We start from the raw sequence: 23,529 nt of genomic DNA on the forward strand, positions 1-23,529 counted from the left end.
GGCCTGTGACCGGTTATCCCCCTGAACAAACCGTGTCATTGCTCAGTCCTCGGCATGGCATTACGGAAATCATAGCCTTGGGGACATTTTCACACAGCCTCGCCGAGAAGCCGCCACTTGGAGGGCTTTCATGTCGTCGGCAAGTGAGTGATGGTAGCGTCCATGGACCTACCCTAGAGGGCGCAACTGGACAGATACCACCGGCACAGCTGGCCAGAGTCGCCGGGATCTGCACGTAAGGCTGAAACAGCCTCTAGCAGCCAGCCAGCAGGGGGACAGATTAATAAGTCTGTGCCGCAGTTGTGACATGCTACAGCAGACAAGGTATTGATTGAGGTTGTTTTAGATTTGACCAGCCATCAGGCAAGCGATGCAAGTCATTGATAATTAACAAACTACAAGACCACGGCCAGGAATCATAATCCGCAGGTCCGGGGTTCGAGTCCCTGATTCGCCACCAAGGATTAAAAGGGGTTAGCTACGGCTAACCCCTTTTCCATTTCCGCTTCAGATTTCCATACAGGCACTGAGCAGGCAATTTCGGAAACCACTTGCTGCCTAGTCCCCATCTCTAAAGAGTGCTTCTGTACCGCAACCTCTACCCATACAGATAGCCCGTTTCCCGAAGTGGTCTGTCCCGGGTTCGGTGGACGCTGACTTAAGGTAGAAATCCCCCTCAAGTCAGCCCATCGAAGCGATCGGGGAAATCGACCTCGTTGAACAGCCTGCTCAGATTGGCATTGAACTTCGGTATGGCGTCCCTCTTCTAGGTTCCGATCAGTCCAGCAGGCCAATCGCCGTGGGCGCGTCTTCGGGGCTGATGGCCAGCTCCTCGAATTCGACGACATTGTCGATCTCGGTACCCATGGAGATGTTGGTCACGCGCTCGAGGATGATCTCGATCACAACCGGCACCTGGTACTGCGCCATCCACTTCTCCGCCTGCTCGATGGCCGGGTCGATCTCCTCCTGCTTGCGAACGCGGATGGCCTTGCAGCCTAAGCCTTCGACCACGGCGACGTGGTCCACACCGTAGCCTTCCAGTTCGGGTGCATTGACGTTGTCGAAGGCGAGCTGCACGCAATAGTCCATCGCGAAGCCCCGCTGGGACTGGCGGATGAGTCCCAGGTAGGAGTTGTTCACGACGATGTGCAGATAAGGCAGCTTGAACTGCGCACCCACGGCCAATTCCTCAATCATGAACTGAAAGTCGTAGTCGCCCGACAGTGCAACGATCTTGCGGGTCGGATCAGCGGCGCGCACGCCGAGCGCGGCGGGTATCGTCCAGCCGAGCGGACCGGCCTGCCCACAGTTGATCCAGTGGCGCGGCTTGTAGACGTGCAGGAACTGGGCGGCGGCGATCTGCGACAGGCCGATGGTGCTGACGTAGCAGGTGTCCTTGCCGAACGCGTTGTTCATGCACTGATATACGCGTTGAGGCTTCATCGGCACGTTGTCGTAGTTGGTCTTGCGCAGCATCGTGCGCTTGCGCTCGCGGCATTGCGCGACCCAGTCGGCTCGGTCCTTGAGCTTGCCCGCTGCCTTCCACTCGCGGGCCACCTCGACGAACAGCTGCAGCGCCGCCTTGGCGTCCGAGACGATGCCGTAGTCGGGATCGAAGACGCGGCCGATCTGGGTAGGCTCGATATCGACGTGAACGAACTTCCGATCCTTGGTGTAGACGTCGACCGAGCCGGTATGGCGGTTCGCCCAGCGATTGCCGATGCCCAGCACGAAGTCGGAGGCGAGCATCGTGGCGTTACCGTAGCGGTGCGAGGTCTGCAGCCCCACCATGCCGACCATCAAGGGATGATCGTCTGGTATCGTGCCCCAGCCCATCAGGGTGGGGATGACCGGCACGCCGGTGATCTCGGCGAATTCGACCAAGAGGTCGGGCGCGTCGGCGTTGATGATGCCGCCACCGGCGACGATCAGCGGACGCTCGGCCTCGTTCAGCATGCTAAGCGCCTTCTCGATCTGGGCGCGCGTGGCCTGCGGCTTGTACAGCGGCAGCGGCGAGTAGGTGTCGATATCAAACTCGATTTCCGCCATCTGCACGTCGAACGGCAAGTCGATCAGCACCGGGCCGGGCCGACCGGAGCGCATCAGATGGAAGGCTTGTTGGAACACGCGTGGTACCAGCGCCGGTTCGCGCACGGTGACCGCCCACTTGGCCACCGGCTTGGCGATGGCTTCGATGTCGACCGCCTGGAAATCCTCCTTGTACAGGCGCGCGCGCGGCGCCTGGCCGGTGATACAGAGGATAGGGATCGAGTCGGCCGACGCCGAATACAGGCCGGTGATCATGTCGGTGCCCGCTGGACCGGAGGTGCCGATGCAGACACCGATATTTCCGGCTTTGGCTCGGGTATAGCCCTCCGCCATGTGCGAGGCGCCTTCAACGTGGCGGGCCAGCACGTGGTCGATGCTGCCGACTTTTTTCATCGCGGCGTACAGGGGGTTGATAGCGGCGCCCGGGATGCCAAACGCCAGAACGACTCCTTCGCGCTCCATCACCCGAACTGCCGCTTCCGCGGCGCTCATCTTGGCCATTGCAATGTCTCCTGGATTAACCCCCTGTGGTATGAATTCGCCCGTCAGTCAAATGCTGGTCTCGCGGTCTTCTTCTTCATTTCGCACACACCGCCCCCGGCTGGGCCAGCGGGCATGCGGAACATCGCGGCGGTAACCGATCAGGTCGCGGGGCTTCGGGATGGTTTGTCCGACATCGATTGCGCCTCGGAAAATGCAGGAAGAGAATGAGGCGGCCGGTCGGGACCCACCTTCACGTGCGCCTCACGCTTCGCATCATCACGGTATAGATCAGCGCGCCGGAGGCCGCGCCGATGATCCAGCCAAAGTTGTTCGCGGGCAGGATCTTCAAGAGTTGCGTGCTGATTTCCCAGCCGACCGAGATGAAGCCGGAGATCAGCAGCGAGACCAGCCCGTACTTGTTCCAGCCGCCGTCGTAGTGGAAGCGCCCGGTCGGCGACATGGTGTACAGCTCGGCCGTGTTCACCACCTGCTTCTTGACCAGGTAAAAGTCGGCCATCATCACGCCGTACAGCGGCGCCAGCACGGCGCCGAAGATGCTGACGAAGATGGTGATCGCCTTCGGGCTGTCGACAAAGATCCACGGGCACACGACGACTGCGAGGATGGAGGCGATCAGGCCGCCCCTCTTGAAGTTGACATGCTTCGGAAACAGGTTAGCGATGTCATACGCCGGCGAGACGAAGTTGGCGACGATGTTGATGCCCATCGTGGCGATGACGAAGGTCAGGCTGCCGATCACCACGGCGACCTTGTTTTGGATCCGCGCGACGATCTCCACCGGGTCCATGATCATCGAGCCGAACACCTTGGCGCTGCCCGCGGTCACGATCACCGTGACGATCGCGAACACGATGAAGTTGACCGGCAGGCCGAGGAAGTTGCCAATCTTCATCTGGCGCTCGGTCTTCGCGAAGCGCGCGAAATCGCCGAAGTTGAGCAGCAGCGCGGCGAAGTAGCTCACCACCAGCAACATCGCGTTACCCATGCCGAGCAGCTGATCGCCACCGGACAGGACCTTGCCGCCCAGGGTGAGGTTGAGGCTGCTAAGACCGGCCTGCGACAGGATCCAGCCCATCAGCACGAACATCACCACGTAGACCGCCGGGCCGCAGAAGTCGATGAACTTGCGGATGGTTTCCATCCCTTGCTGGAAGATGATCAGCTGGAAGAACCACATGAACAAGAAACAGACCCAGCCCAGCCCATCGAGCCGCACGAAACTGAACTCGCGCAGCGCTACGGCGGACGGCACGAACAGCAGCAGCAAGGTGGCGACCGCCTTCGACGCGAAATAGGTCTGCACGCCGTACCAAACGATGCCGACGATGCCGCGGATCATCGCCGCCAGGTTCGCGCCCATCACACCCATGCTGACCCGCGCCATGACCGGAAACGGGATGCCGTGCACCAGGCTCGGTTTGCCGACCCAGTTGATCAGCACGTAGACACACAGGATGCCCACGGTCATCGCGATCAATACCTGCCAGCCGGAGATGCCGAGCAGGAACAGGCTGGCGGCGAAGGTGTAGCCGCCGACGCTGTGCACGTCCGACATCCACATCGCGAAGATGCTGTAGCCGGTCCAGGTGCGCTTCTTGTGTGGCACCGGTGCCAGGTCATGGTTGTACAGGCGCTCGTCGGCGTCGGCGATGAACTCGTCAGGATCGGGGGCCGGCGCTTCACCATCGATGAGAGGCGAAAGAGACATGGATTCCTCCTGGCGGGTTAACTGTCGCTGCCATCCGATGGCGGCAGGATTGCTCTACGCACTCGCGATATACCAGCCATGTGCCAGGTGCCCTCGACGCGGCGGGCGATGCTGCCGCGGCGCTTCATTGCGGCATACAAGGACTTGGGCACCCGGTACGGTGAACGCAGGATCGATTCCTTCGCGTTCCATATCCCAGACTGCGACTCAGCGGCAGGCCGAGGCATGGCTGATCTTTCCAACGTTTAGAGTCGCTAACAAAACCCGGTGCAACGATCCTGCTCGCCGCCCTGCCGCAGACAGCACAAGTAGTACGGCAAGACAGGGCAACAACGCCGGGCGGGCTTTGTTAGCGGCTCTTAAGTAGTGTTAGTTATAGTCGCTAAGATCAAGCAATACAGATGTCGGCATGTGCATCTCGTCGCAATTGGGATGCTTGCCTCGTCGAAACAGCGATAGCGTCGTTCACTCGAGGGCGTGTACGTGTCCAGTCCCGGACAATTGGTTACGCGTTTGATGAATAACTCAGGTCGGTTTTCCGCTGGCCTTTCATCGCTTGAATTGGGGTTCGGTGCTGCAGCGGCAGATGCTGGTTGTAGAGCCAAACGCGACCATGAAGACCTTGCCTCTTGAGTCGGGATATCGAGTTGCTATTAGTGCCAATGCTTGGGGAGCTGAATCCAGTGGGATTAAGTTCGACTATTTACACAGCACTGATTATCCAGGAGAAATTGAAGATTTCGGCTCATGTAAAATGACCGCCACGAGAATTTCATAAGAAACGTGCCGACCAAGCGGCAACCTTTCCCTCCCACAACCCAACCATCACCCAGCACATCCGGCCTCAGCCTTGCACCGAAGGCGCTCGGCCGGCCCTTGCAACACGAGGTTGGGACATAGCCGTTAAAAGGCCCCATACCGGGGCCTTAAGCAAGTGCGCCGCGTCAGCGAGCGCTCAGTCGATCCGCGAGATCCTGCGTCAGCGCGACCATGGTCATCGTCGGGTTCCACGAACCGCTCGCCGGCCACAGCGACGCGCCGGTCACGTAGACGTTGCTCGCGCCGTTGAGCTTGTAGTCGAGGCCGACCACCGCGTCGTCGCCGGCGCCGATCCACATCGTCGAGCCCTCGTGCACTAGGCCCGGCACACGGATCGCATCTTGCGACGGCCGTTCGGCCTTCCACGTGCCGCCGCCGTCGGCATCGGATGCCAGTACTCGACGCGCGAGGCGCCCTTGGGCGAGAGCACGCGCTCGAGCGCCTCGAAGGTACCGTCCTCCATCGTCTTCCACACCTTAGCGTCGTTCTCGCTCTCGATCACCTGCAGCGTCACGTTGGTGGTCGGGTCGGCGCCGTCGTTGCGGCGGAACCAGTTGTCCTTGTTCTTGTTGTCGATCTCGCCGAGCACCGCGCACACGAAGACGATGTCGTTCTCGGATTCGAGCAGCTGTTCGATCGTGGCGGTGGCCACCACGTCGGGCATGTGCTGTGCGGCGGCCGGGCGTTCTTGATCGGATGGCGGTCGGACAGCGCGGTCAGCTGGATGTGGTACTGGCCCTGCGTCTCCTTGTTCTGGCCTGCGAGGTAGATCGCCCCCAGTTCCAATTCGCCGATCTCCGGCGCGAAGTCGTAGTCGGCGCGCGGCACGCGCGCGATGATCGAACTGATGAAGTGGGCGGTGAAGCGCTCGCCGGCGAGCTTGGCCTGCGGGAAGGAGTTGAGCACCAGCGTGGTCGCCGGCAGGGTGCCCATCGCCAGGATCAGCTGCGCCTTGCCGAGCGCGACCACACCGCGGCTGGTCTCGAGCGCGGTCGCGGTGCCGTCCTGCTCGACAATGCGTTCGACGATGCATTCGGTCGCCACCGTCAGCGGTGCGCCACGGCCGGCGGCGGCGAGTTTCTGCTGGCGGTCGGCCAGCTCGAGCAGCGGCCCCGGCGTCGAGTACTTCAGGAAGTCGACGTACTCGAGGTGGGGGGCGTTGACCGCGAGCGGGGCGGCCATCACCCGCGTGGCCGACGGGATCTCGCCGAGGCCCTGCTCGAGTCGCTTGGTCAGCTGCGCCTGCATCACGCCGAAGATCGGCCGGGAACCGCACGGCGGTGCCTTGTCGCCCTTGTCGAGGTCGGCGGCCGAGATCACGTTCAGCAGCGTTTCGGCCGACTCGAAGTAGCGGCGCGCGGCGGCTATCGTCTCTTTCGGCCAACCTGCCATCTCCTCCGGCGTCGGGCGCGGGCACCACGAGCTCCACATGATCGAGCGGCCGCCGAAGAACGGCACCATGCCGTGCTGCCACTTGATGTAGCGCGCGTTGTGCGTCTTGGCCGACGCGTCCACGGGAAGGTCTCGGACAGGCCACCTAGCGTCTGCTGGTAGGGTAGTGGCAGGTTCTGGAAGTGTTCGGGCAGGAAGAACGGACCGCGCTCGAGGATCAGGATGCGCGCGTGCGGGTTGTGCTTCAGCGTGCGCTCGACGAAGCCGAGCGTGCAAAAGCCGCTGCCGATCACGATGTAGTCGAACTGCTGGTCCTCGCGAATCTGCTTCCAGTTGGTGTGCGACGCGAAGAACACGTGGTTCATCACGTCCTGCGGGGTCGGCGTCTGCGGCCCCGGGGTCGGGAAGCCGTAGTTGAAGTTCGGTGCTGACGATGCTGTTTTCATTCTGTCTCCTCCGGTGATGGGTCATGACCTTGTGAAAAGCCGAGCCGCCTTCCACCAATATGTGGTATGCATATTGATTCTCACATTCAATAAGGACTTCTACGGAGGCGGCCAAGGCGAAGGCGTCAAGTCACGGGGTTCGGCTAGCAGGAGTAAGACGCGCCGGATGGCTTGAGCGGCAGCACGGATAGGAAGCATCGCCGCCGTAACGACTGGCCGGAGTGCGTCTATGAAGTGCATGGCGAAACGTCCGGAGGGATCCGTCCCGGTGACCGATGTGCTCGCCAGCGCACGGGACTGCTCTGCTGATTGCCAGTTAGGCCGCTAGGCGTGCAACGTGTATTTCGTGTCCGGCCTGCTAGAATCCGAATCGATTTTGCCGCCGCGAACTTGCCACGGGCCGACAAGGCGATGAACCTGCGCCCCTAAGGGCGGGGGTGGAACTGTCGCAGGAGTAGCGAGTGATGAAGCCGACAGCAGCTGTAAGGCAGAGCAGGAAACCACCGATTGTAGAACCGCTAGCACGAATGCCTACTCATAAAGATATTTCCATGGCAAGAACGCTAATTGCCGTGGTGGTACTCGCCGCCACGCTCGGCCTGTCCGGTTGCGCCGGCATGCGTGACCCCACTCCCGAGCAACAGGCAGCGGCCGACTACGGCCGCAAGCCCACGCCGAAAGAGGCTACCGCCCTGATCCGGGCCCACTTGGCCAAAACGCTTACCCCTCCCTCTTCTTACCTGCTCAAGGCACCGACCTCGGTGACGCCGAGCTGGAGCCGTCACAACCTCAACGTGATCACCTACGGCTATCTGGCCTATTACAGTGTCAACGTCAAGAACAGCTCCGGTGCCTACATCGGCATGCAGCATCGCGCCGTATTTATCCGCGATGGTCGAATCATGAAGGCGCTGACGGTGCGCAGCGACGGCGCGCTTGAACCGGAATGATCAGCCACCGCTGACTTAGCGGTGCTTGGGGGTTTTCTCAGGTGCGGGGATCATCAGGGTCTGTAGGGCTACGAGTAGATAGCGCCGCGCGCCATGAATCGCACCGTTGATATGGTCAATGGCTTTGGCCATTTCGCTCATTGCCTTATCCCGCGAACAAACTAACAGGTCGACACCCTGACCTTCGTCCGGAGTACGCCATGAAAATCCCACTCAGCAACGCCGTCGACCTGCTGCACAGCGCCGCCCACGGCACCTTGGCCACCCATTCGGTGCAGCTGCCGGGTTATCCCTTCGCCACCCTGCTGCCCTTCGTGCCCGACGAAGGGCACCGCCCGGTGTTCCTCGTCAGCGCCCTGGCCGAACACACCCGCAATCTCGTTGCCGATCCGCGCGCCAGCCTGATGCTGTCCGAGCCCGGTGTGACCGATGTGCTCGCCAGCGTGCGGCTGACACTCGTCGGGGACGTGTTGCCGTTCGTACCGAGCGATGCGCTGCTTGGGCGCTATCTGCGCTACCACCCCGACGCGGCGAACTATCTGGCACTCGGCGACTTCGCCTTTTACCGGCTGGAACCCAAACGTCTGCGGCTGATCGCCGGTTTCGGCCGCATGGGCTGGCTAGAAGGCGAAGAGCTGAGACAGGCCCCGGTGCTCGTGCCGGAGCAGGAAGCACAGGAACTCTCCGCGCTCGCCCCGCTACTGTTCGACGGGCGCTGGCTGGGGCTTGACGCCTATGGCGCCGACCTGGAATGCCGCGGCCGGCGGCGGCGACTGACGTTCCCGGCCCCCGCCGTCAGCGCCGATGCACGTCGGCAGGCCGTCGCTGAGGCTCTTGCTTCCAGCGTTTGGCGCCAGGCGGACTAAGAGCCGAAGGCGTGAAGCGTTGATCGTCATCAAGCATGATCGATTGAGCGATGACGGGCAGTAAGCGGCCAGAATCCATCCATGAGACTAAGCTGCAAGTGGGCTACGCTCACCGGCCCGATCGGCGCTCGAAACCCACCAATTGCTTGCGGAGACTCTATGTCGGATGAATTCGAAGTTCATGGCCCACACGACCACGCGGTTGAACACGTCGCCGAGGGGCACGGCGACCATCACGAGACCGACCCGATGGCCGGTCGTATCGCCGTGATGACGGCGATCATGGCGACGATCGGTGCGATTTGTTCCTACCAAAGCGGCACCGACGAGAATCTCGCGCTCTTCTATAAGAACGAAGCCGCCATCAAAAAGACCGAAGCCGCGAATCAATGGGCGTACTACCAAGCAAAAGGCGAGAAGCAAAATCTCGCCGAACTGGGCGCCGTCTTGTCGGGGACCAATACGAGCGCACGCGCCACCTTCCTTGCCGAGGTCGAGAAGTACAAGCAGCAAAAGGGGCCCATCCGCGCACGGGCTGAAGCGATCGAAAAAGAGGTCGAACGGAACAATGCGGACAGTGAGGCGCTATTGCACCGGCATCACCGCTGGGCTCAGGCCACGACCTTGATACAAATCGCGATTGCGCTGGCAGCCATCACACTGTTGACGCGCAGGCGGTGGCTGCAAAGGCTGTCGATGGGGGTGGCGGCGGTCGGCATCCTGGTGGGCGTGGCGGCCTTTTTCGCCTTCTGATCACATGACTGAAGCATCGCCAGCCGCCTCTCTCGTCGTTCACTGCGTGCCACTTCAGCGCCGCAGGATCCAGAACAGAAGGGACACCACCAAGGAGATGACGATGCACGTCACGATGGGGAAGTGGAAGCTGAATCCTTCCCGGACAATATGAATGTCCCCCGGCAGGCGGCCAAATGGAATCTTTGACAGCCAAGGCCAGGCAACACCGACAACCACCAAGAGCAGTCCCGCGATGACAAGGAGGCGTTGCATAGGCACAAGATTGATCGATTCGAAACCGGCACGTTCTATTACGCTCGATACCACTGGCGATGACGGATCTCACCGACCAATGCGTCGTTCAGCGCTACCGCCGCAATCAATAGGCAAGCCGTCCATCCCATCAGTTCAAGGTTAGCCGTGTCCGGCAGTCTTGCCCACCGCCTCCCACAGCAAGCTTTACTTAGGGGCGTTACGTGATCAGCGCCTCGACTCTGGTGTGCCAAGTCTGGCTTGTCGTTTCTTTAGCCTGTGTCGAATCGACGCGACTACAGCCGACGCGCTCTTCAAACGAGCAAAAAAATGGCGGCCACAGGGCCGCCACTAAGCTTGGACACACAGAAGGAGAGAGACTGCACATACCCTCGGCTCCGGGAATGCTGCCATCCACCGAAACCGCCTGAGAAATCAGGATACGACGGTATGAGCCCATTCTATCGCTCCCTCGAAAACGCACCAGTCTAGAAGTGTTTACAGATGTTGCGGCGCGTCACACTTCGTCACACTCCACCCGCCGAAGCCGGCTTTCTCCTGAGTAAAGCCCCCGCCTTCCCGCCGAACCACCAGCTGCGCATAGGGTTTCCACACTCGTCCCCCACCCCGCTACGCGGCGCCAGGGTCATCAGTGCCGTGTAGGAGGTTGACGGGACCGCTTCGGACAACCTGCCCCCTCCCAGCCCTATCCGACTGCCACTCTCCAGCTCATAAGCGGCTGGCAAGTACAGGCTTGCGCAACGAGCGCCCACTGCCGCACCGACAACGTTGGCCGAAGCGTCAGTGCCAAGGCTTCGATTCTTTGTCCACCGCACAGGCGACTACCGCTTTCCAAAAAAGTTCAATGAGAACCATTTACATGTTACGTAGTTTTACTTAGCATACGCGAACAATAATTATTCCTATGCAATGGATGGAGCAACGTATCATGCACGACCTCACACGAATGGCACTGATCTACCCTCACCTGATCGCCTGCTGCGTCGCGATCGGCGCCGCCTTCTTGACCGACTGGCGATTGATCCGTAGCCGTGGCCAGGTGCTCGAACACGACATCGCCTTGATCCGCGAAGTGGCGCGGCTGGTCGTCATCGCGTTAACCGTGCTCTGGCTCACCGGCCTCGGCGTCGTCCTGCTCGACTTCGGCCACTTGCCCGGCCTGACCGAGCTGCTCGCCAAGCCCAAGATGGCCACCAAACTGCTGGCGGTCATCGGGCTGACCGCCAACGGCGTGCTGCTGCATCACATCGCGCTGCCGCGCTTGACCGCTACCGCCCCCGGCGCCCAGCCCGCTGTGGTGTGCGGCATCGGCGGCTTCTCGGCGGCGTCGTGGGCGTTCGCCGCCTTTCTCGGCATCGCCCGGCCGCTGGCGTCGCGGCTGAGCCTGACCGACTTCCTGGACCTGTACGGCATGGTGGTCTGCCTGGGCGTGGGCGGGGGGCTGCTGTTTGCCTACTGGAGCGGGCGGACGGCCGCGACACCACAGGCGGCGTGAACGGCCGGCAGGGCGCGGCTGGCCGAAGGGGGATGATGCGGTTCGGCCAAGCTCGGCATGCAGCTTGCGACACGCTTGCCTGCCCGGCCGAGCCGCTATCCCGCCATGCTACACTCCGCCTTTCATGAAGAAGGAATACAGCCATGCCGGACCAGTCGACCCTGTTGCTGTTCGCCTCCGCCTGCCTGGTCCTGGCCGCCACCCCCGGTCCGGACATGCTGCTGATCGCCTCGCGTAGCGTCAGCCAGGGCCGCGGCGCCGGTTTTGCCTCACTCGCCGGCATCCAGCTGGGCACCTATTGCCACGCGCTCGCCGCGGCGCTCGGCCTGTCGCAACTGTTCCTGCTTGTCCCCATCGCCTACGACGTGGTGCGCCTCGCCGGTGCCGCCTACCTGCTGTTGCTCGCCTGGAAAACCATCCGCGCCGACAACACCGCGGTCAACCCCAACGGCACGCTCGCACGATTGCCACTCGCCCTGGTATTCCGCCAGGGGCTGCTGACCAATCTGCTCAATCCGAAGATGGCGCTGTTCGTGCTGGCGCTATTCCCGCAATTCGTCAAACCGGGTGCCGGCTCGCTGGTGGTACAAATGCTGCTGCTCGCCACCGTGCTGAACGGCGTCGGCCTGCTGGTGAACGGCCTGGTGATCCTGACCGTGAGCCGGCTCCGTCGGCTGGTGACGCCGGGCCAGCGCTTTCGCAAGCTGCCACAGTATCTGCTCGGCTCGGTGTTCGCCGCGCTGGCGTGCCGGCTGGCGCTGGCCAGCCGCTCCTGAACGGCGCCCCCTCTCCCATCGGCCAAGCTCGCTGATCGTCGACGACATTGTCACCGGCCCTGACCGCGCCTCGAGCAGCGCAAGGCTGTGCCTAACGTCATCAGGCATCCGCCAGGCCCCGGCCAGGCAAAAAGCATCGGGCCGGGTTTAACCCCGGCCCGACACCTTCCGCGCTTCGGCCAAGCTGGCCGCCGCCTTACAAGCGAAAGAACGCCACCTCGCGGCGCAGCCCGGCCGCCAGCTGTTCGAGGTGGCCGGCATGGCGTACCGCCTCGTCGACCGCGTGACTGCTCTCCTCGGCCATCTGCGCGATGGTCTCGACCCGGCTGGCGACCGCGTTGCTCGCCTGCGACTGCTGCACCAGCGCGGCCGAGATGTCGGTGACCAGGCTCGCCACCCGGCGGCTGCTCTGGTTGATGTCGCCCATCACGCTGCCGGCCTGGTCGGAGCGTTCGACACCACTGCCGACCCGGTTAACGCTCAGTTGCAGTTGCTCGGACACCTGATTGCTGCGGCTCTGGATCTGGCCGATCATGCCGGCGATCTCCTGGGTCGAGTTGCCAGTGCGTTCGGCCAACTTGCGCACCTCATCGGCGACCACCGCGAAGCCGCGGCCCGAGTCGCCGGCGCGCGCCGCCTCGATCGACGCGTTCAGCGCCAGCAGATTGGTCTGGTCGGAGATGTCGCGGATCACGCTGACCACGCCGGAGATCTTCTGCGCGCTTGCCTCGAGATTGCGCATTTCGACGTTGACCGACTGCACCGCCTGCTCGACGCCGCGGATGTCGTCGACCGTGTCGCGGATCACCTGGTAACCGTGCTCGGTGCTGCCGCCGCTGTTGACCGCCAGCGCATGCGCCTCCTGGGCGCTCGCCGACACGTGCTGGATGCTGACCGTCAGCTGTTCGACCGCCGCGGCGATCGTCGAGGCGGCCTGGCTCTGTTCGCGTACCCCTTCGGCGATCTGCCCCGATTGCTCGACGATGGCGTGCGACAGCGTGTCGACCTGGTCGGCGCCTTGCTGGATCGAGGCGATGATGTCGACCAAGCGCTGCTGCATCGCCGCCAGCGCACCGAGCAGCGTGGCGATCTCGTCGCGCCCGGCCACCTCGACGCGCTGCGTCAGGTCGCCGGAGGCCATCTGATCGGTCGCCTGCACCGCCAGCGCCAGCCGGCGCGAAATGCTGCGCGCGATGCCGGCCGACACCAGCACACCGAGCAGCGTCGCCAGCACCGCAGCGACGATCAGGCCGAGCTTGGTGCGCTCGCGCAGCTCCAAATTGACCGCCTTGAACGCCAGGTTGCGCGCGCGAGCCATTTCCGAACTATGCCTGAGCAGAGCGATGATCGGCCGGATCCTGCTGCGTGTCTCGAGTTCATTCGCCCAGTGGCTGAACGCGTCGAGCGACAGCGTGCCGGCGGCGACCTCCTCGCGGCGTTTCAGCAGCGGCTCGGCGTAGTCACGCTGCCAGGCAGCGATCAGCGTGGCCGCCTGTTCGAGCTTGGCGGCGATTTCCGGGGAAGCCGCCGACTCGCGGCGCGCCAGCGCCAGGTCGCCGGCCAGCGCTTGATGCGCTGTATCGTAGAGACCGAGCGAATCGGTGCTGCCGGAAAAACCGTATTTCCACAGGCCGGCGGCCATTTCGCCGACGCGGCCTTCCAGCCCCTCCAGCGCGGTCATCTGGCGCAGGCTTTGCGCGCGCGCTTCGGTGGAACGGTCCAGGCCGTCCAGGTTGCTGGCGACGAAGCCGGCCAGCAGGATCAGCAAGAGGTTGAGCAGGCCGAAGCCGAGGTAAAGCTTGCGGGTAATGGTGAGATTGCCAAGCATGGGGTCTCCTGAACGGGTCTGACGCTCTGTGGGGACGGGCCGATGGCCCGTCCGAAACGCGCGTGTTCAGGAAAGCTGGTCGTGGAATAGTGTGGGTTCGGAATGCGCCTGCTCCGGAACCGGCCCGCCTGCCGCGCTGTTGTCGTGTGCCTCCTCCGGTCGAGCGGCACGGCACGCCATGCGCACGTCATCGACCATGTATTTATAGGCCAACTGCATTAAAAATCCGCGTCGTGTCCCAAACCTCATCAATCGGCACCGTCACCGGGCAGATTGGCGCGACGACCGTTGCGGACGCTCCTAACGGACGACGGGCGCCGCAAGCGGCGCCCGTGCGCTGATCCGACCGTCTGGAACGGGTCTGGCCGAAGCGGCTCAATCCTTCGCCGACACCTTGCCCGGCGCCGGTTTAGCAACGAACGGCGGCAACCGGCGTGCGATCAAGTAGCTAAGCAGCGCCACCAGCACGCAGCCGATAAAGGCGTGATGGATGCCGTCGACCAGGCCGAGCCGCGCCTGCTCGAGCAAGGTGCCGGCGTCGAAGCCGAGGTGCTGACCGAGGCGCAGCAGGCTGTCCTGATCCTGCTGGCGCACCAAGAGCTGCGGCGTGCCGAACAGCCCCCTCACCTCGGCGTTGCCGATCCTGGCGCGGCCCAAGGCCGCTTCCACCGTCTTGGCGTACTGCACGTTGACGATCAACCCGGCGACGCTGGCGCCGACCATGCTGCCCAGCGTGCGGGTGGTCTGGATCAGCGCCGAGGCGATGCCGGTGTCGCGCTTTTCGACCGCCGCCTGGATCTGCAGCGTCAGGTTGGGCAGCTGGAAACCCAGGCTCAGCCCGCACAGCCCGAACATCAGCGCCATCAGCCAGTGGCTGGTCTCATGACTCAACGTCGCCAGCAGCACCGCGCCGGCGCTCAGTCCGAGCAGCCCCCACGAGATCAGCCTTTCCGGATGCGGCAGCCTGGGCAGCAGCCGGCCGTTGATGATGCTGCCGACGGTGATGCTGACCAAGAGCGGCGTCACCAAGAGGCCGGCCTGTTTCGGCGACAGGTGGAAACCGCCCTGCAGCAGCAGCGGCGCGTAGAACACCAGCACGAACATCACCAGCCCGGTCAGCGCGCCGAGCGAACACAGCTGACGCACCGTCCGATTCGAGAACAGGTGCGCCGGGATGATCGGTGCGGCCGAACGCTGCTGGTGGCGGATGAACAGCCCGCCCAGCGCCAGCGACAGCGCCACCAGGGCCCAGAACAGCACGCTGGTGAAGCCGAGCTTCTCGCCCTGCTCGGTGGTGAACAGTAAGGTGCACACCGCCACCGTCAACAGCAGCGCCCCCAGCCAGTCGATGCGCCGGTCGCCCTGATGGTGCACCACCCGCGGCAGGTACTTCAAGACGATCGGGAACGCCAGCACGCCAATCGGCAGGTTGACGTAGAACACGCTGCGCCAGCCCAGGTGCTCGGTCAACCAGCCGCCCAGCACCGGGCCGACCGTGGTGGCGATGCCGAACGCCGCCGACAGCATCGCCTGCCAGCGCACCCGCTGCATCGGATCGGGGAACAGATCGCTGACCGCGGCGAACGCCGCGCCGGCCAGCATGCCGCCGCCGAGGCCCTGCAGCGCGCGCGCCAGCACCAGCTGCGGCATGCTCTGCGCCATGCCGCACAGCGCCGAGGCCAGCGTGAACAGGACGATCGACGCCAGCACGAACGGCTTGCGGCCGTACAGGTCGCCGAGGCGGCCGGCGATCGGGATCGTCACCGCATTGGTCATCAGGTAAGCCGACGCGACCCAGGGGTAGAGCGCGAAGCCCTGCAGCTCGGCGACCACGCGCGGCAAGGCGGTGCCGACCACGGTCTGGTCGAGCGCGATCAGCATCAGCACCAGGCAGATGCCGATCATCGCGGCCAGCGATTCGAAACGGGAACGGGGGGGGGAGCCATGGGGATATCCGTACAGAGGGTTTGACGCAATTACAATGAGCGCGGGGGAACGACGGCTTCGGCCAACGCCTGCAGCGCCGCCAGGATCGCCGGGCGTTCGGCAGCGGGTAGCCGGGCCAGCACGGCGGCGGCGTGCTCGTCGAGCAGGGTCTCGATGCGTGCCGCCTCGACACGGCCGGCGTCGGTCAGCGTCAGTTCGACGCCGCGGCCGTCGCGGCGGCTGGGCGCCTTGTTGACCCAGCCCTGTGCCACCAGCCGCTCGACCGCGCGGCTGATCCAGCTCTTTTCCAGCATCACGATCCGGCCGAGCTCGGCCTGCGACATCGGCTCGTGCCGCGCCAACGGCAGCAGCAGCCGATGACTGCCGACGATATTGGCCTGCGTCAGCTGCTGGCGCTGCTCGGTGACGAAGCCGAGCATCACCCGCCGCAGCAGCGCGGCCCCGTTTTGACTAGCCATCCAAATAGTACCGCCAGAAACAATCTGCTCACTCTAGTGACAATAGTTGCGTATAGCAACCATTTCCGTGCCACTGTTCCCCATCATCCCGCCCGGCGTGGCGAAAGCGCCGCAGCCTGCGGATAACCACCGATCAAGCATGGCCGGCTGGGCACAAAAAAGCCGGAAGCATCCCGCTTCCGGCAGATCGTTTCGGCCACGCTCAGGCTTCAGAAACTGTACTTGCTCTCCAATACCTCGACTGGCGCGCCGACCTCGAGGATGCCCTCGCTGCGCGGCACCAGGTTGACGCCGAAGCAGATCCCTTCCGGTAGCTGGCGGGTACGGATCAGCGTCTTCAGCGGCTCGCCGTCCGGGTCGCGCTCGCCCAGCTCCGGATCGACCGTGGTCAGCACGCAGCGGGTGCACGGCTTGGCGACGTCGAACACGATGTCGCCGATCTTCAGCACCTGCCAGTCGTCCTCTTCCCACGGCAAGGCGCCATCGATGACCAGATTGGGGCGGAAGTGCCGCTCGGTTACCGGCCGCTTCAGCGTCTCGTTCAGCGCCTCGAGCGAGGCGCTGTTAACCAGCAGATACGGATAGCCGTCGGCGAACGACAGCGGCGCGGCGATGGTCTTCTGCGGCCGGGTCGACTTCGCGCCCAGCCACAGCAGCCGACACGGTTTGCCGAGCCAGTCGGACAGGTAGGCATCGACATCGGGTTCGCCGTGCAGCGCGGTAAAGCTGTCGCGCCACACCGTGGTGGCCACCGGCTCGGTATAGACCGGGGTCAGCGCGGCGATCGGCGCGCGGCCCGGCGCATGCAGCAGCAGAGCCCCCGGCAGCGGGGTGACGCGCAGCGTCACCAGCTTGGCCTCGTCGCGCGCGGTGATGAACTGCCCGTCCGGCAGCGTGATCAGCCACTCGCGGTCGTGCAGCAGGCCCTGCAGGCCGGCGTAGGCACGGCTGTAGGCGATGCCGCGGCCGGATTTGAGCGGGTGCACGTAAAGCTGGGTCAACTGCATATTGTTCTCTCCCTCGTGAAGCCTGCGAGCGTACTCCGTTTGAATACTGCCCTCAATCGGCCGCTTGCTCGATCGCACGCTCGAGGAAACGCCACAGCTTCTCGTCGTCACTGTACGCGACGTTGAAGCGCAGCCACGGCGAGGCGGCGCCGTGCGGGCGGAACAGCCGCCCCGGCGCGAGCAGGATGTCCTCGGCCTGCGCCGCTTCGGCCAGGGCCTGCGGGTCGATCTCGACGGGCGGCCGGGCGAGCAGGAACAGTCCGCCGCTCGGCTGCGCGAACAGCGTCCAGCCGAGCGCCTGCAAGTGCCGCGCCACCCGCGCCTGCGCGCCGGCCAGGCGCTGGCGCAGCTTGTCGACCTGGCGGCGGTAGCGGCCGTCCGACACCAGCGCCAGGGCGAGGCGCTCGTTCAGCTCCGGCGTGGTCAGCCCGGACAGCATCTTGTAGCGCACCAGCCGCTCGACTGGCTCGGCCGGCGCGGCGATGAAGCCGACCCGCAGCCCCGGCGACAGCGTCTTCGAGAAGCTGCCGATGTAGAGCACCCGGGCCAGCCCGTCGAGCGCCGCCAAGGTCGGGGTGCGCTCGGCGCACAGGTCGGCCGACACATTGTCCTCGACGACCCAGAAGTCGTGCTGTTCGGCCAACTTCAGCACCCGGTGCGCCACCGGCAGCGTGTAGCTGGCGCCGGTCGGATTGTGCAACCACGGGTTGGTGAAGTAGGCGCGCGGCCGGTGCTCGGCGAGCAGCGCCTCGAGCGCGGCAACGTCCGGGCCGTGCGCCGTCCACGGCACGCCGACCAGCTTGAAGCCGCGGAAGATCAGGCAGGAGATCAGGTTGCAGTAGCCCGGGTCGTCGACCAGCAAGGTGTCGCCGGGCCGCGCCAAGGCGCAGGCGACCATGTCGAGCGCCTTGCTGGCACCCTGGGTCAGCACCAGCTGTTCGGGACCTGCCGGGATGCCGCGTTCGGCCAACTGGCGGGACAGTTCCTGGCGCAAGGGGCCGAAGCCCTTCGGCTCGCCGTAGTGGTCGCCGACGATACCGCTCCTCGCCAGCGCGCGCAGCGCGCGCTGCTGCGCCTCGTCGTCGTACCAGCCGGCCGGCAGCCAGCCGCAGCCGGCGCGCACGCCGAGCTGGCGCGACTCATACACGCTGCGCAACAGCCAGGAGTCATCGATCGGCAGCTCGTCGAGCACCGCCGGACGCGGCGGCGCCACCACCGGACACACCTCGACGTAGTAGCCGGCGCCGCGGCGCGCCGACAAATAGCCGCGCGTCACCAGCCGGTCGTAGGCGTCGGCCACGGTGAAGGGGCTGAAGCCGACGTCGGCGGCGGTGCGGCGGATCGACGGCACCCGGCTGCCCGGCGCGTAGCGCCCCGTCTCGATCGCACCGATCAAGTGGCCGACCAGCCACTCCACCCGAGTCTGGCCGGGCGCCAGGTTCACTTCCTTGTCGTGCATCGTGCTCTCCAGGGAACCACCACAACCGTCGCGAGCGGGGGACTCGATGTCCATCAGACCCGGATCACCGAGCGTATCGCGACGTGCGCGTCTATAACGACACGCCCAATGCTCGATGCGTGCGCGGACCGCCCAAACGGCACACCCGTGCCGCGCAGCAGGTTTATCGAGGCTCCCGCCGCTGTACTGATGGAATCGCCAGTACAGATTGTCGGGATTTCCGCCTAACTGTACCTGTGATTGTACTGGTTTTCTGTCTAGATTCTTAAACAGAGCCATCGCCGGGACAGGCCGGCCACCCTGAGGAGAACACCGCAATGAATCGCCCCAATCTGGACGCCTACTGGATGCCGTTTACCGCCAACCGCCACTTCAAGTCCGCGCCGCGGATGCTGGTGAAGGCGGACGGCATGTACTACACCGACGACGCCGGTCGGCAGATCCTCGACGGTTGCGCCGGCCTGTGGTGCGTCAACGCCGGCCACAACCGCAAGCCGATCGTCGAGGCGGTACAGCGCCAGGTCGGCGAACTCGACTACGCGCCGCCGTTCCAGATCGGCCACCCGAAGGCGTTCGAGGCGGCCGAGAAGCTGGCCGCGATGGCACCGCAGGGCCTCGGCAAGGTGTTCTTCGTCAACTCCGGCTCGGAAGCGGCCGATACCGCGCTGAAGATGGCGCTGGCCTACCACCGGGTGCGCGGCGACGCCGCGCGCGTCAAGCTGATCGGCCGCGAGCGCGGCTACCACGGTGTCAACTTCGGCGGCATCTCGGTCGGCGGTATGGCCGGCAACCGCAAGCACTTCCCGGTGTCGCTGCCTGCGGTCGACCACCTGTCGCACACCCACGACCTGGCGCGCAACGCGTTCAGCCGCGGCGAGCCGGAACACGGCGCGGAGCTGGCCGACGAGCTGGAGCAGCGCATCGTCACGCTGCACGACCCGTCGACGATCGCCGCGGTGATCGTCGAGCCGATGGCCGGTTCGACCGGCGTACTGATCCCGCCGAAGGGCTACCTGAAGCGGCTGCGCGAGATCTGCGACAAGTACGGCATTCTGTTGATCTTCGACGAGGTGATCACCGGTTTCGGCCGACTCGGCGCCGACTGGGCCGCCAACAAGTTCGACGTGAGGCCGGACATCCTCACCTGCGCCAAGGGCCTGACCAACGGCGTGGTGCCGATGGGCGCGGTGCTGGTGAAATCGGAAATCCACGACGCGTTCATGGCCGCCGCGCCGGAACGCACGGTCGAATTCCCGCACGGCTACACCTACTCGGCACACCCGCTCGCCTGCGCCGCGGCGATCGCCACGCTCGACCTCTACCAGGACGAGCAGCTGTTCCAGGCCGCCGCGAACAAATCGGCCGCGTTCGAAAACGCCGCGCACGCCTTGCGCAGCACCCGCAACGTCAAGGACATCCGCAACCTGGGTCTCGTCGCCGGCATCGAGCTGGACAGCCGCCCGGGCGCACCGGGGCAGCGCGGCTTCGACGTGTTCCTGAAGTGCTGGGAAAAGGGCGCGCTGGTGCGCTTCACCGGCGACATCATTGCCGTCTCGCCGCCCTTGATCATCAACGACGCCGAGATCCAGCAGCTGTTCGGCATCATCGACGACGCGATCAACGCGACCGCCTGAGCACGACCCGCGCACAGATTTACAGATTTAAAGAAACCACGGAATCCATCATGCAGACACTTCAGCACTTCATCGCCGGCACGCTGGTCGACGGCCAGAGCGGCCGCTTCGGCGACGTGTTCAACCCGGCCACCGGCGCGGCCGCCCGCAAGGTACCGCTCGCCTCGAGTAACGAGGTCGACGCTGCGGTCGCCGCCGCCCGCGCCGCCTTCCCGGCCTGGGCCGCCACCACCCCGCTGCGCCGCGCCCGGGTGATGTTCAAGTTCAAGGAGCTGCTCGAGCAGAACCAGCAGGCGCTGGCCGAACTGATCTCCAGCGAGCACGGTAAGGTGGTGTCGGACGCGCTCGGCGAGATCACCCGCGGCATGGAGGTGATCGAGTTCGCCTGCGGCATCCCGCAGCTGCTGAAGGGCGAGTTCTCCGAACAGGTCGGCAGCGGCGTCGACAGCTACAGCCTGCGCCAGCCGCTCGGCGTGGTCGCCGGCATCACCCCGTTCAACTTCCCGACCATGGTGCCGCTGTGGATGATTCCGGTCGCGCTCGCCACCGGCAACACCTTCATCCTGAAGCCGTCCGAACGCGACCCGTCGGCCGGGCTGTTTCTGGCCGATCTGCTGAAGCAGGCCGGCCTGCCGGACGGCGTGTTCAACGTGCTGCACGGCGACAAGGACGCGGTGAACGGCCTGCTGACCCATCCGGACGTCGCGGCGATCAGCTTCGTCGGCTCGACCCCGATCGCCAAGCACATCTACGAGACCGGCGCGGCGCACGGCAAGCGCGTGCAGGCGCTCGGCGGCGCGAAGAACCACTTGGTAGTCGCGCCGGACGCCGACCTCGACCAGGCGGTCGAGGCGCTGATGGGCGCCGCCTACGGATCGGCCGGCGAGCGCTGCATGGCGATCTCGGTGGCGGTGGCGGTCGGCGACGTCGCCGATGCGCTGGTCGCCAAGTTGGCCGAACGCGCACGCGCACTGAAGGTCGGCGCCGGCGACGACCCGGCCGCCGAAATGGGCCCGCTGGTCACCCGCCAGCATCTGGATAAAGTCTCGGGCTACGTCGACTCGGGCGTGCGCGAAGGCGCGAAGCTGGTACTGGACGGCCGCGGCCTGACGGTCGCCGGCCATGAGGACGGCTTCTTCATCGGCCCCTGCCTGTTCGACCACGTCGGCACCGAGATGACCATCTACCAGGAAGAGATCTTCGGCCCGGTGCTGTCGGTGGTGCGCGTGCCGGACTTCGACGCCGCGGTCGAGCTGATCAACAAGCATCAGTTCGCCAACGGCGTCAGCCTGTTCACCGCCTCCGGCCGCGCCGCGCGCGAGTTCGTCAGCCGCATCCAGGTCGGCATGGTCGGCATCAACGTGCCGATCCCGGTGCCGATGGCATTCCACAGCTTCGGCGGCTGGAAATCGTCGCTGTTCGGCGACCATGCTATCCATGGCCCGGAAGGGGTGCGCTTCTACACCCGGCTGAAGACGGTCACCAGCCGCTGGCCGGAGACGCTGACCGCCGAGTTCGCGATGCCGACGATGAAATGAGTTACAGGTAGGACGGCGATCCACTCCCTCACAGCCCGGCCTCGTGCCGGGCTTTTTTACGCCCGCTGTTCGGCCAACCTTGGGCTTGGCCGAACGCCGGACAGCAAAAACCCCGCCGTCGGGCGGGGTCGTCTAAGGGTCGGGATCAGCCGCGCCGGTTGCGCCACCAGCCGACCAACAGCGTCAGCAGCATCAAGGCGCCGGACAACAGCAGCGCCGGCCAGTCGCCGTAGTGCATATACGGGGTCAGGCCGGTGCGGCCGGTGATGGTGCCGACCAGCACCTGCTGGGTGTCCGGCGCCGCCACCGCGCCGATCTCGCCGTTCGGGCGCACGATCGCGGTCATGCCGGTGTTGGTGGCGCGCACCATATAGCGGCCCATCTCCAGCGCCCGCGCCTGCGACAGCTGCAGGTGCTGGCTCATCGCGTTGCTCTGGCCGAACCAGGCGAGGTTGCTGACGTTGGCGAGCACGGTCGCCCGCGCCGCCGGGCCGATCAGCTCCTCGCCGAAGCTGTCCTCGTAGCAGACGTTGAACGCCACCTGCTGGCCGGCCAGCGCCAGCGGCGCCTGATCGGCGCCGCCGCCACTGAAGCCGGACAGCGGCATGTTCATGAACTGGTAGATCCAGCCGGTCAAGAGCGGCAGCGGCACGAACTCGCCGAACGGCACCAGGTGGTCCTTGGCGTAGTACGGCTGGCCAGGCTCGCTCAGCGCCACCACCGCGTTCAGATAGCCGCGCCCGTCCGGGGTGCGCCGCGGGATGCCGGTCGCCAGCGCCATGCGCTTGCTCGCCGCCGCGCCGTTGAGCATGGTCAGGTAGCCGGACGGCAGATCGCCGAGGAACACCGGCAGCGCCGTCTCCGGCAGGATCATCAGGTCGGCCTCGGTGGTCGCCACCTGCTGGTAGTAGCGCGCCATCGTGATCTCGAAGGTGGCCGGATCCCACTTCAGCGACTGCGGGATATTGCCCTGCGCCAGCGCCACCTTGAACGGCTGGCCGACCGGGCGGGTCCACTCCAGGGTCTTCAGCCACAGCCCGCCGTTCCACAGCGCAAGGCCGAGCAAGGCGGCGACGAGCTGGCTGCGCCACTTCACCAGCGGCAACAGCGCGATCAGGCCGGCGCTGAACGCCACGGCGAATGTCACGCCGAAGATGCCGGTCACCGGCGCCAGGCCGGCCAGCGGACTCTCGGTGATCTGCGAATAGCCGGCGGCGCCCCACGGGAAGCCGGTCAGCATCCAGCCGCGCAGCCATTCGGTCACCGTCCAGGCGGCCGGGAACGCCACCGCCCAGCGCAGCCACGGCCGCGCGTCGACGCGCACCGCGAACCAGGTCGCCAGACCCGGGTACAGCGCCAGATACGCCGGCAGCAACAGCACCAGCGGCGCGGCGATCCACGCCGGCAGGCCGGCGATGTCGTGCAGGCTGTTGTAGATCCAGTGGAAGTTGCTGGTATACGTCGCCAGCCCCCACAGATAGCCGAACGCGAACGCATGGCGAGGCCGGCGTTGCGCCAGCAGCGCCAGCGCCGCCAGTGACAAGGGCATCAACCAGAACAAGCGGTACGGCGCGAACGCGAACACCGTCAGCGTGCCGGCAAGGATCGCCAGCAACAGGTAGCAAAGGGTACGCAGCATCCG

20 protein-coding genes are annotated in these 23,529 nt (G+C 65.0%); 7 read left to right on the plus strand and 13 right to left on the minus strand.

Going from position 1 to position 23,529, the window contains the following annotated elements; all coding sequences use genetic code 11:
- Positions 1–777: 777 nt before the first annotated feature.
- The 5 genes from gcl to ACZ2IA_RS19340 form a co-directional block, all read right to left on the minus strand.
- Positions 778–2,553 (minus strand): glyoxylate carboligase, encoded by a 1,776-nt coding sequence (gene gcl / locus ACZ2IA_RS19320; RefSeq protein ID WP_470294222.1) that lies wholly within the window; start codon positions 2,551–2,553, stop codon positions 778–780.
- 232 nt (positions 2,554–2,785) lie between these two features.
- The gene (locus ACZ2IA_RS19325; RefSeq protein ID WP_470294223.1) at positions 2,786–4,264 is read right to left on the minus strand and encodes an NCS1 family nucleobase:cation symporter-1; all 1,479 of its coding nucleotides are present in this window, start codon (positions 4,262–4,264) and stop codon (positions 2,786–2,788) included.
- Positions 4,265–5,208: 944 nt separating this feature from the next.
- Entirely contained in the window at positions 5,209–5,478 is a 270-nt protein-coding gene (locus tag ACZ2IA_RS19330; RefSeq protein ID WP_470294269.1) for a GMC oxidoreductase, read from the minus strand.
- On the minus strand, positions 5,400–5,681 hold the full coding sequence (locus ACZ2IA_RS19335) for a hypothetical protein (RefSeq protein WP_470294272.1): 282 nt from the start codon (positions 5,679–5,681) through the stop codon (positions 5,400–5,402). Before ACZ2IA_RS19335 ends, ACZ2IA_RS19330 begins: the two co-directional genes overlap by 79 nt.
- Positions 5,594–6,598, minus strand: a complete 1,005-nt coding sequence (locus ACZ2IA_RS19340) for a hypothetical protein (RefSeq protein WP_470294224.1) — start codon at positions 6,596–6,598, stop codon at positions 5,594–5,596. The genes ACZ2IA_RS19335 and ACZ2IA_RS19340 overlap by 88 nt, the downstream gene beginning before the upstream one ends.
- 874 nt (positions 6,599–7,472) lie before the next feature.
- On the opposite strand from ACZ2IA_RS19340, the gene ACZ2IA_RS19345 reads away from it, so the two are divergent.
- Positions 7,473–7,871: a hypothetical protein gene (locus tag ACZ2IA_RS19345; protein WP_470294225.1), complete on the plus strand. Its 399-nt coding sequence runs from the start codon at positions 7,473–7,475 to the stop codon at positions 7,869–7,871.
- 15 nt (positions 7,872–7,886) lie between these two features.
- On the opposite strand, the gene ACZ2IA_RS19350 is transcribed toward ACZ2IA_RS19345, so the two are convergent.
- Positions 7,887–8,012 (minus strand): hypothetical protein, encoded by a 126-nt coding sequence (locus ACZ2IA_RS19350; protein WP_470294226.1) that lies wholly within the window; start codon positions 8,010–8,012, stop codon positions 7,887–7,889.
- A gap of 59 nt (positions 8,013–8,071) precedes the next feature.
- Here ACZ2IA_RS19350 and ACZ2IA_RS19355 point away from each other — a divergent pair, with 59 nt between their 5' ends.
- Both ACZ2IA_RS19355 and ACZ2IA_RS19360 read left to right on the plus strand, forming a co-directional pair.
- Entirely contained in the window at positions 8,072–8,737 is a 666-nt protein-coding gene (locus ACZ2IA_RS19355) for a HugZ family pyridoxamine 5'-phosphate oxidase (protein ID WP_470294227.1), read from the plus strand.
- 159 nt (positions 8,738–8,896) lie between these two features.
- Positions 8,897–9,490 carry a DUF4337 domain-containing protein gene (locus tag ACZ2IA_RS19360; RefSeq protein WP_470294228.1) on the plus strand — a complete coding sequence of 198 codons (594 nt, stop codon included), beginning with the start codon at positions 8,897–8,899 and terminating at the stop codon, positions 9,488–9,490.
- Positions 9,491–9,544: 54 nt separating this feature from the next.
- Here ACZ2IA_RS19360 and ACZ2IA_RS19365 read toward each other — a convergent pair whose 3' ends face one another.
- Complete coding sequence (locus tag ACZ2IA_RS19365; protein WP_470294229.1) at positions 9,545–9,745, minus strand: DUF2905 domain-containing protein; 201 nt, start codon at positions 9,743–9,745, stop codon at positions 9,545–9,547.
- A 928-nt stretch (positions 9,746–10,673) separates the two neighbouring features.
- Between ACZ2IA_RS19365 and ACZ2IA_RS19370 the strand changes: the two genes are divergently transcribed.
- Positions 10,674–11,240 carry a hypothetical protein gene (locus ACZ2IA_RS19370; protein ID WP_470294230.1) on the plus strand — a complete coding sequence of 189 codons (567 nt, stop codon included), beginning with the start codon at positions 10,674–10,676 and terminating at the stop codon, positions 11,238–11,240.
- 143 nt (positions 11,241–11,383) lie between these two features.
- A complete protein-coding gene (locus ACZ2IA_RS19375; RefSeq protein ID WP_470294231.1) occupies positions 11,384–12,016 on the plus strand; it encodes a LysE family translocator in 633 nt (210 codons plus the stop codon).
- 196 nt (positions 12,017–12,212) lie between these two features.
- Here ACZ2IA_RS19375 and ACZ2IA_RS19380 read toward each other — a convergent pair whose 3' ends face one another.
- The 5 genes from ACZ2IA_RS19380 to ACZ2IA_RS19400 all read right to left on the minus strand — a co-directional run bounded on the left by ACZ2IA_RS19380 (position 12,213) and on the right by ACZ2IA_RS19400 (position 18,715).
- Positions 12,213–13,844, minus strand: a complete 1,632-nt coding sequence (locus ACZ2IA_RS19380; RefSeq protein ID WP_470294232.1) for a methyl-accepting chemotaxis protein — start codon at positions 13,842–13,844, stop codon at positions 12,213–12,215.
- A gap of 375 nt (positions 13,845–14,219) precedes the next feature.
- On the minus strand, positions 14,220–15,749 hold the full coding sequence (locus ACZ2IA_RS19385) for an MDR family MFS transporter (protein ID WP_470294233.1): 1,530 nt from the start codon (positions 15,747–15,749) through the stop codon (positions 14,220–14,222).
- A 71-nt stretch (positions 15,750–15,820) separates the two neighbouring features.
- The gene (locus tag ACZ2IA_RS19390) at positions 15,821–16,249 is read right to left on the minus strand and encodes a MarR family winged helix-turn-helix transcriptional regulator (RefSeq protein WP_470294234.1); all 429 of its coding nucleotides are present in this window, start codon (positions 16,247–16,249) and stop codon (positions 15,821–15,823) included.
- Positions 16,250–16,458: 209 nt separating this feature from the next.
- The gene (locus ACZ2IA_RS19395; RefSeq protein ID WP_470294235.1) at positions 16,459–17,256 is read right to left on the minus strand and encodes an MOSC domain-containing protein; all 798 of its coding nucleotides are present in this window, start codon (positions 17,254–17,256) and stop codon (positions 16,459–16,461) included.
- Positions 17,257–17,308: 52 nt separating this feature from the next.
- The gene (locus ACZ2IA_RS19400; protein WP_470294236.1) at positions 17,309–18,715 is read right to left on the minus strand and encodes an aminotransferase-like domain-containing protein; all 1,407 of its coding nucleotides are present in this window, start codon (positions 18,713–18,715) and stop codon (positions 17,309–17,311) included.
- Positions 18,716–19,032: 317 nt separating this feature from the next.
- Between ACZ2IA_RS19400 and aptA the strand changes: the two genes are divergently transcribed.
- Both aptA and ACZ2IA_RS19410 read left to right on the plus strand, forming a co-directional pair.
- On the plus strand, positions 19,033–20,349 hold the full coding sequence (aptA, locus tag ACZ2IA_RS19405; RefSeq protein WP_470294237.1) for an omega-aminotransferase AptA: 1,317 nt from the start codon (positions 19,033–19,035) through the stop codon (positions 20,347–20,349).
- A gap of 50 nt (positions 20,350–20,399) precedes the next feature.
- Positions 20,400–21,887: a CoA-acylating methylmalonate-semialdehyde dehydrogenase gene (locus tag ACZ2IA_RS19410; protein ID WP_470294238.1), complete on the plus strand. Its 1,488-nt coding sequence runs from the start codon at positions 20,400–20,402 to the stop codon at positions 21,885–21,887.
- Positions 21,888–22,032: 145 nt separating this feature from the next.
- Here ACZ2IA_RS19410 and lnt read toward each other — a convergent pair whose 3' ends face one another.
- A complete protein-coding gene (gene lnt, locus ACZ2IA_RS19415; RefSeq protein WP_470294239.1) occupies positions 22,033–23,526 on the minus strand; it encodes an apolipoprotein N-acyltransferase in 1,494 nt (497 codons plus the stop codon).
- Positions 23,527–23,529: the final 3 nt, after the last annotated feature.

The organism is Crenobacter sp. CS_VA4 (assembly GCF_055597485.1).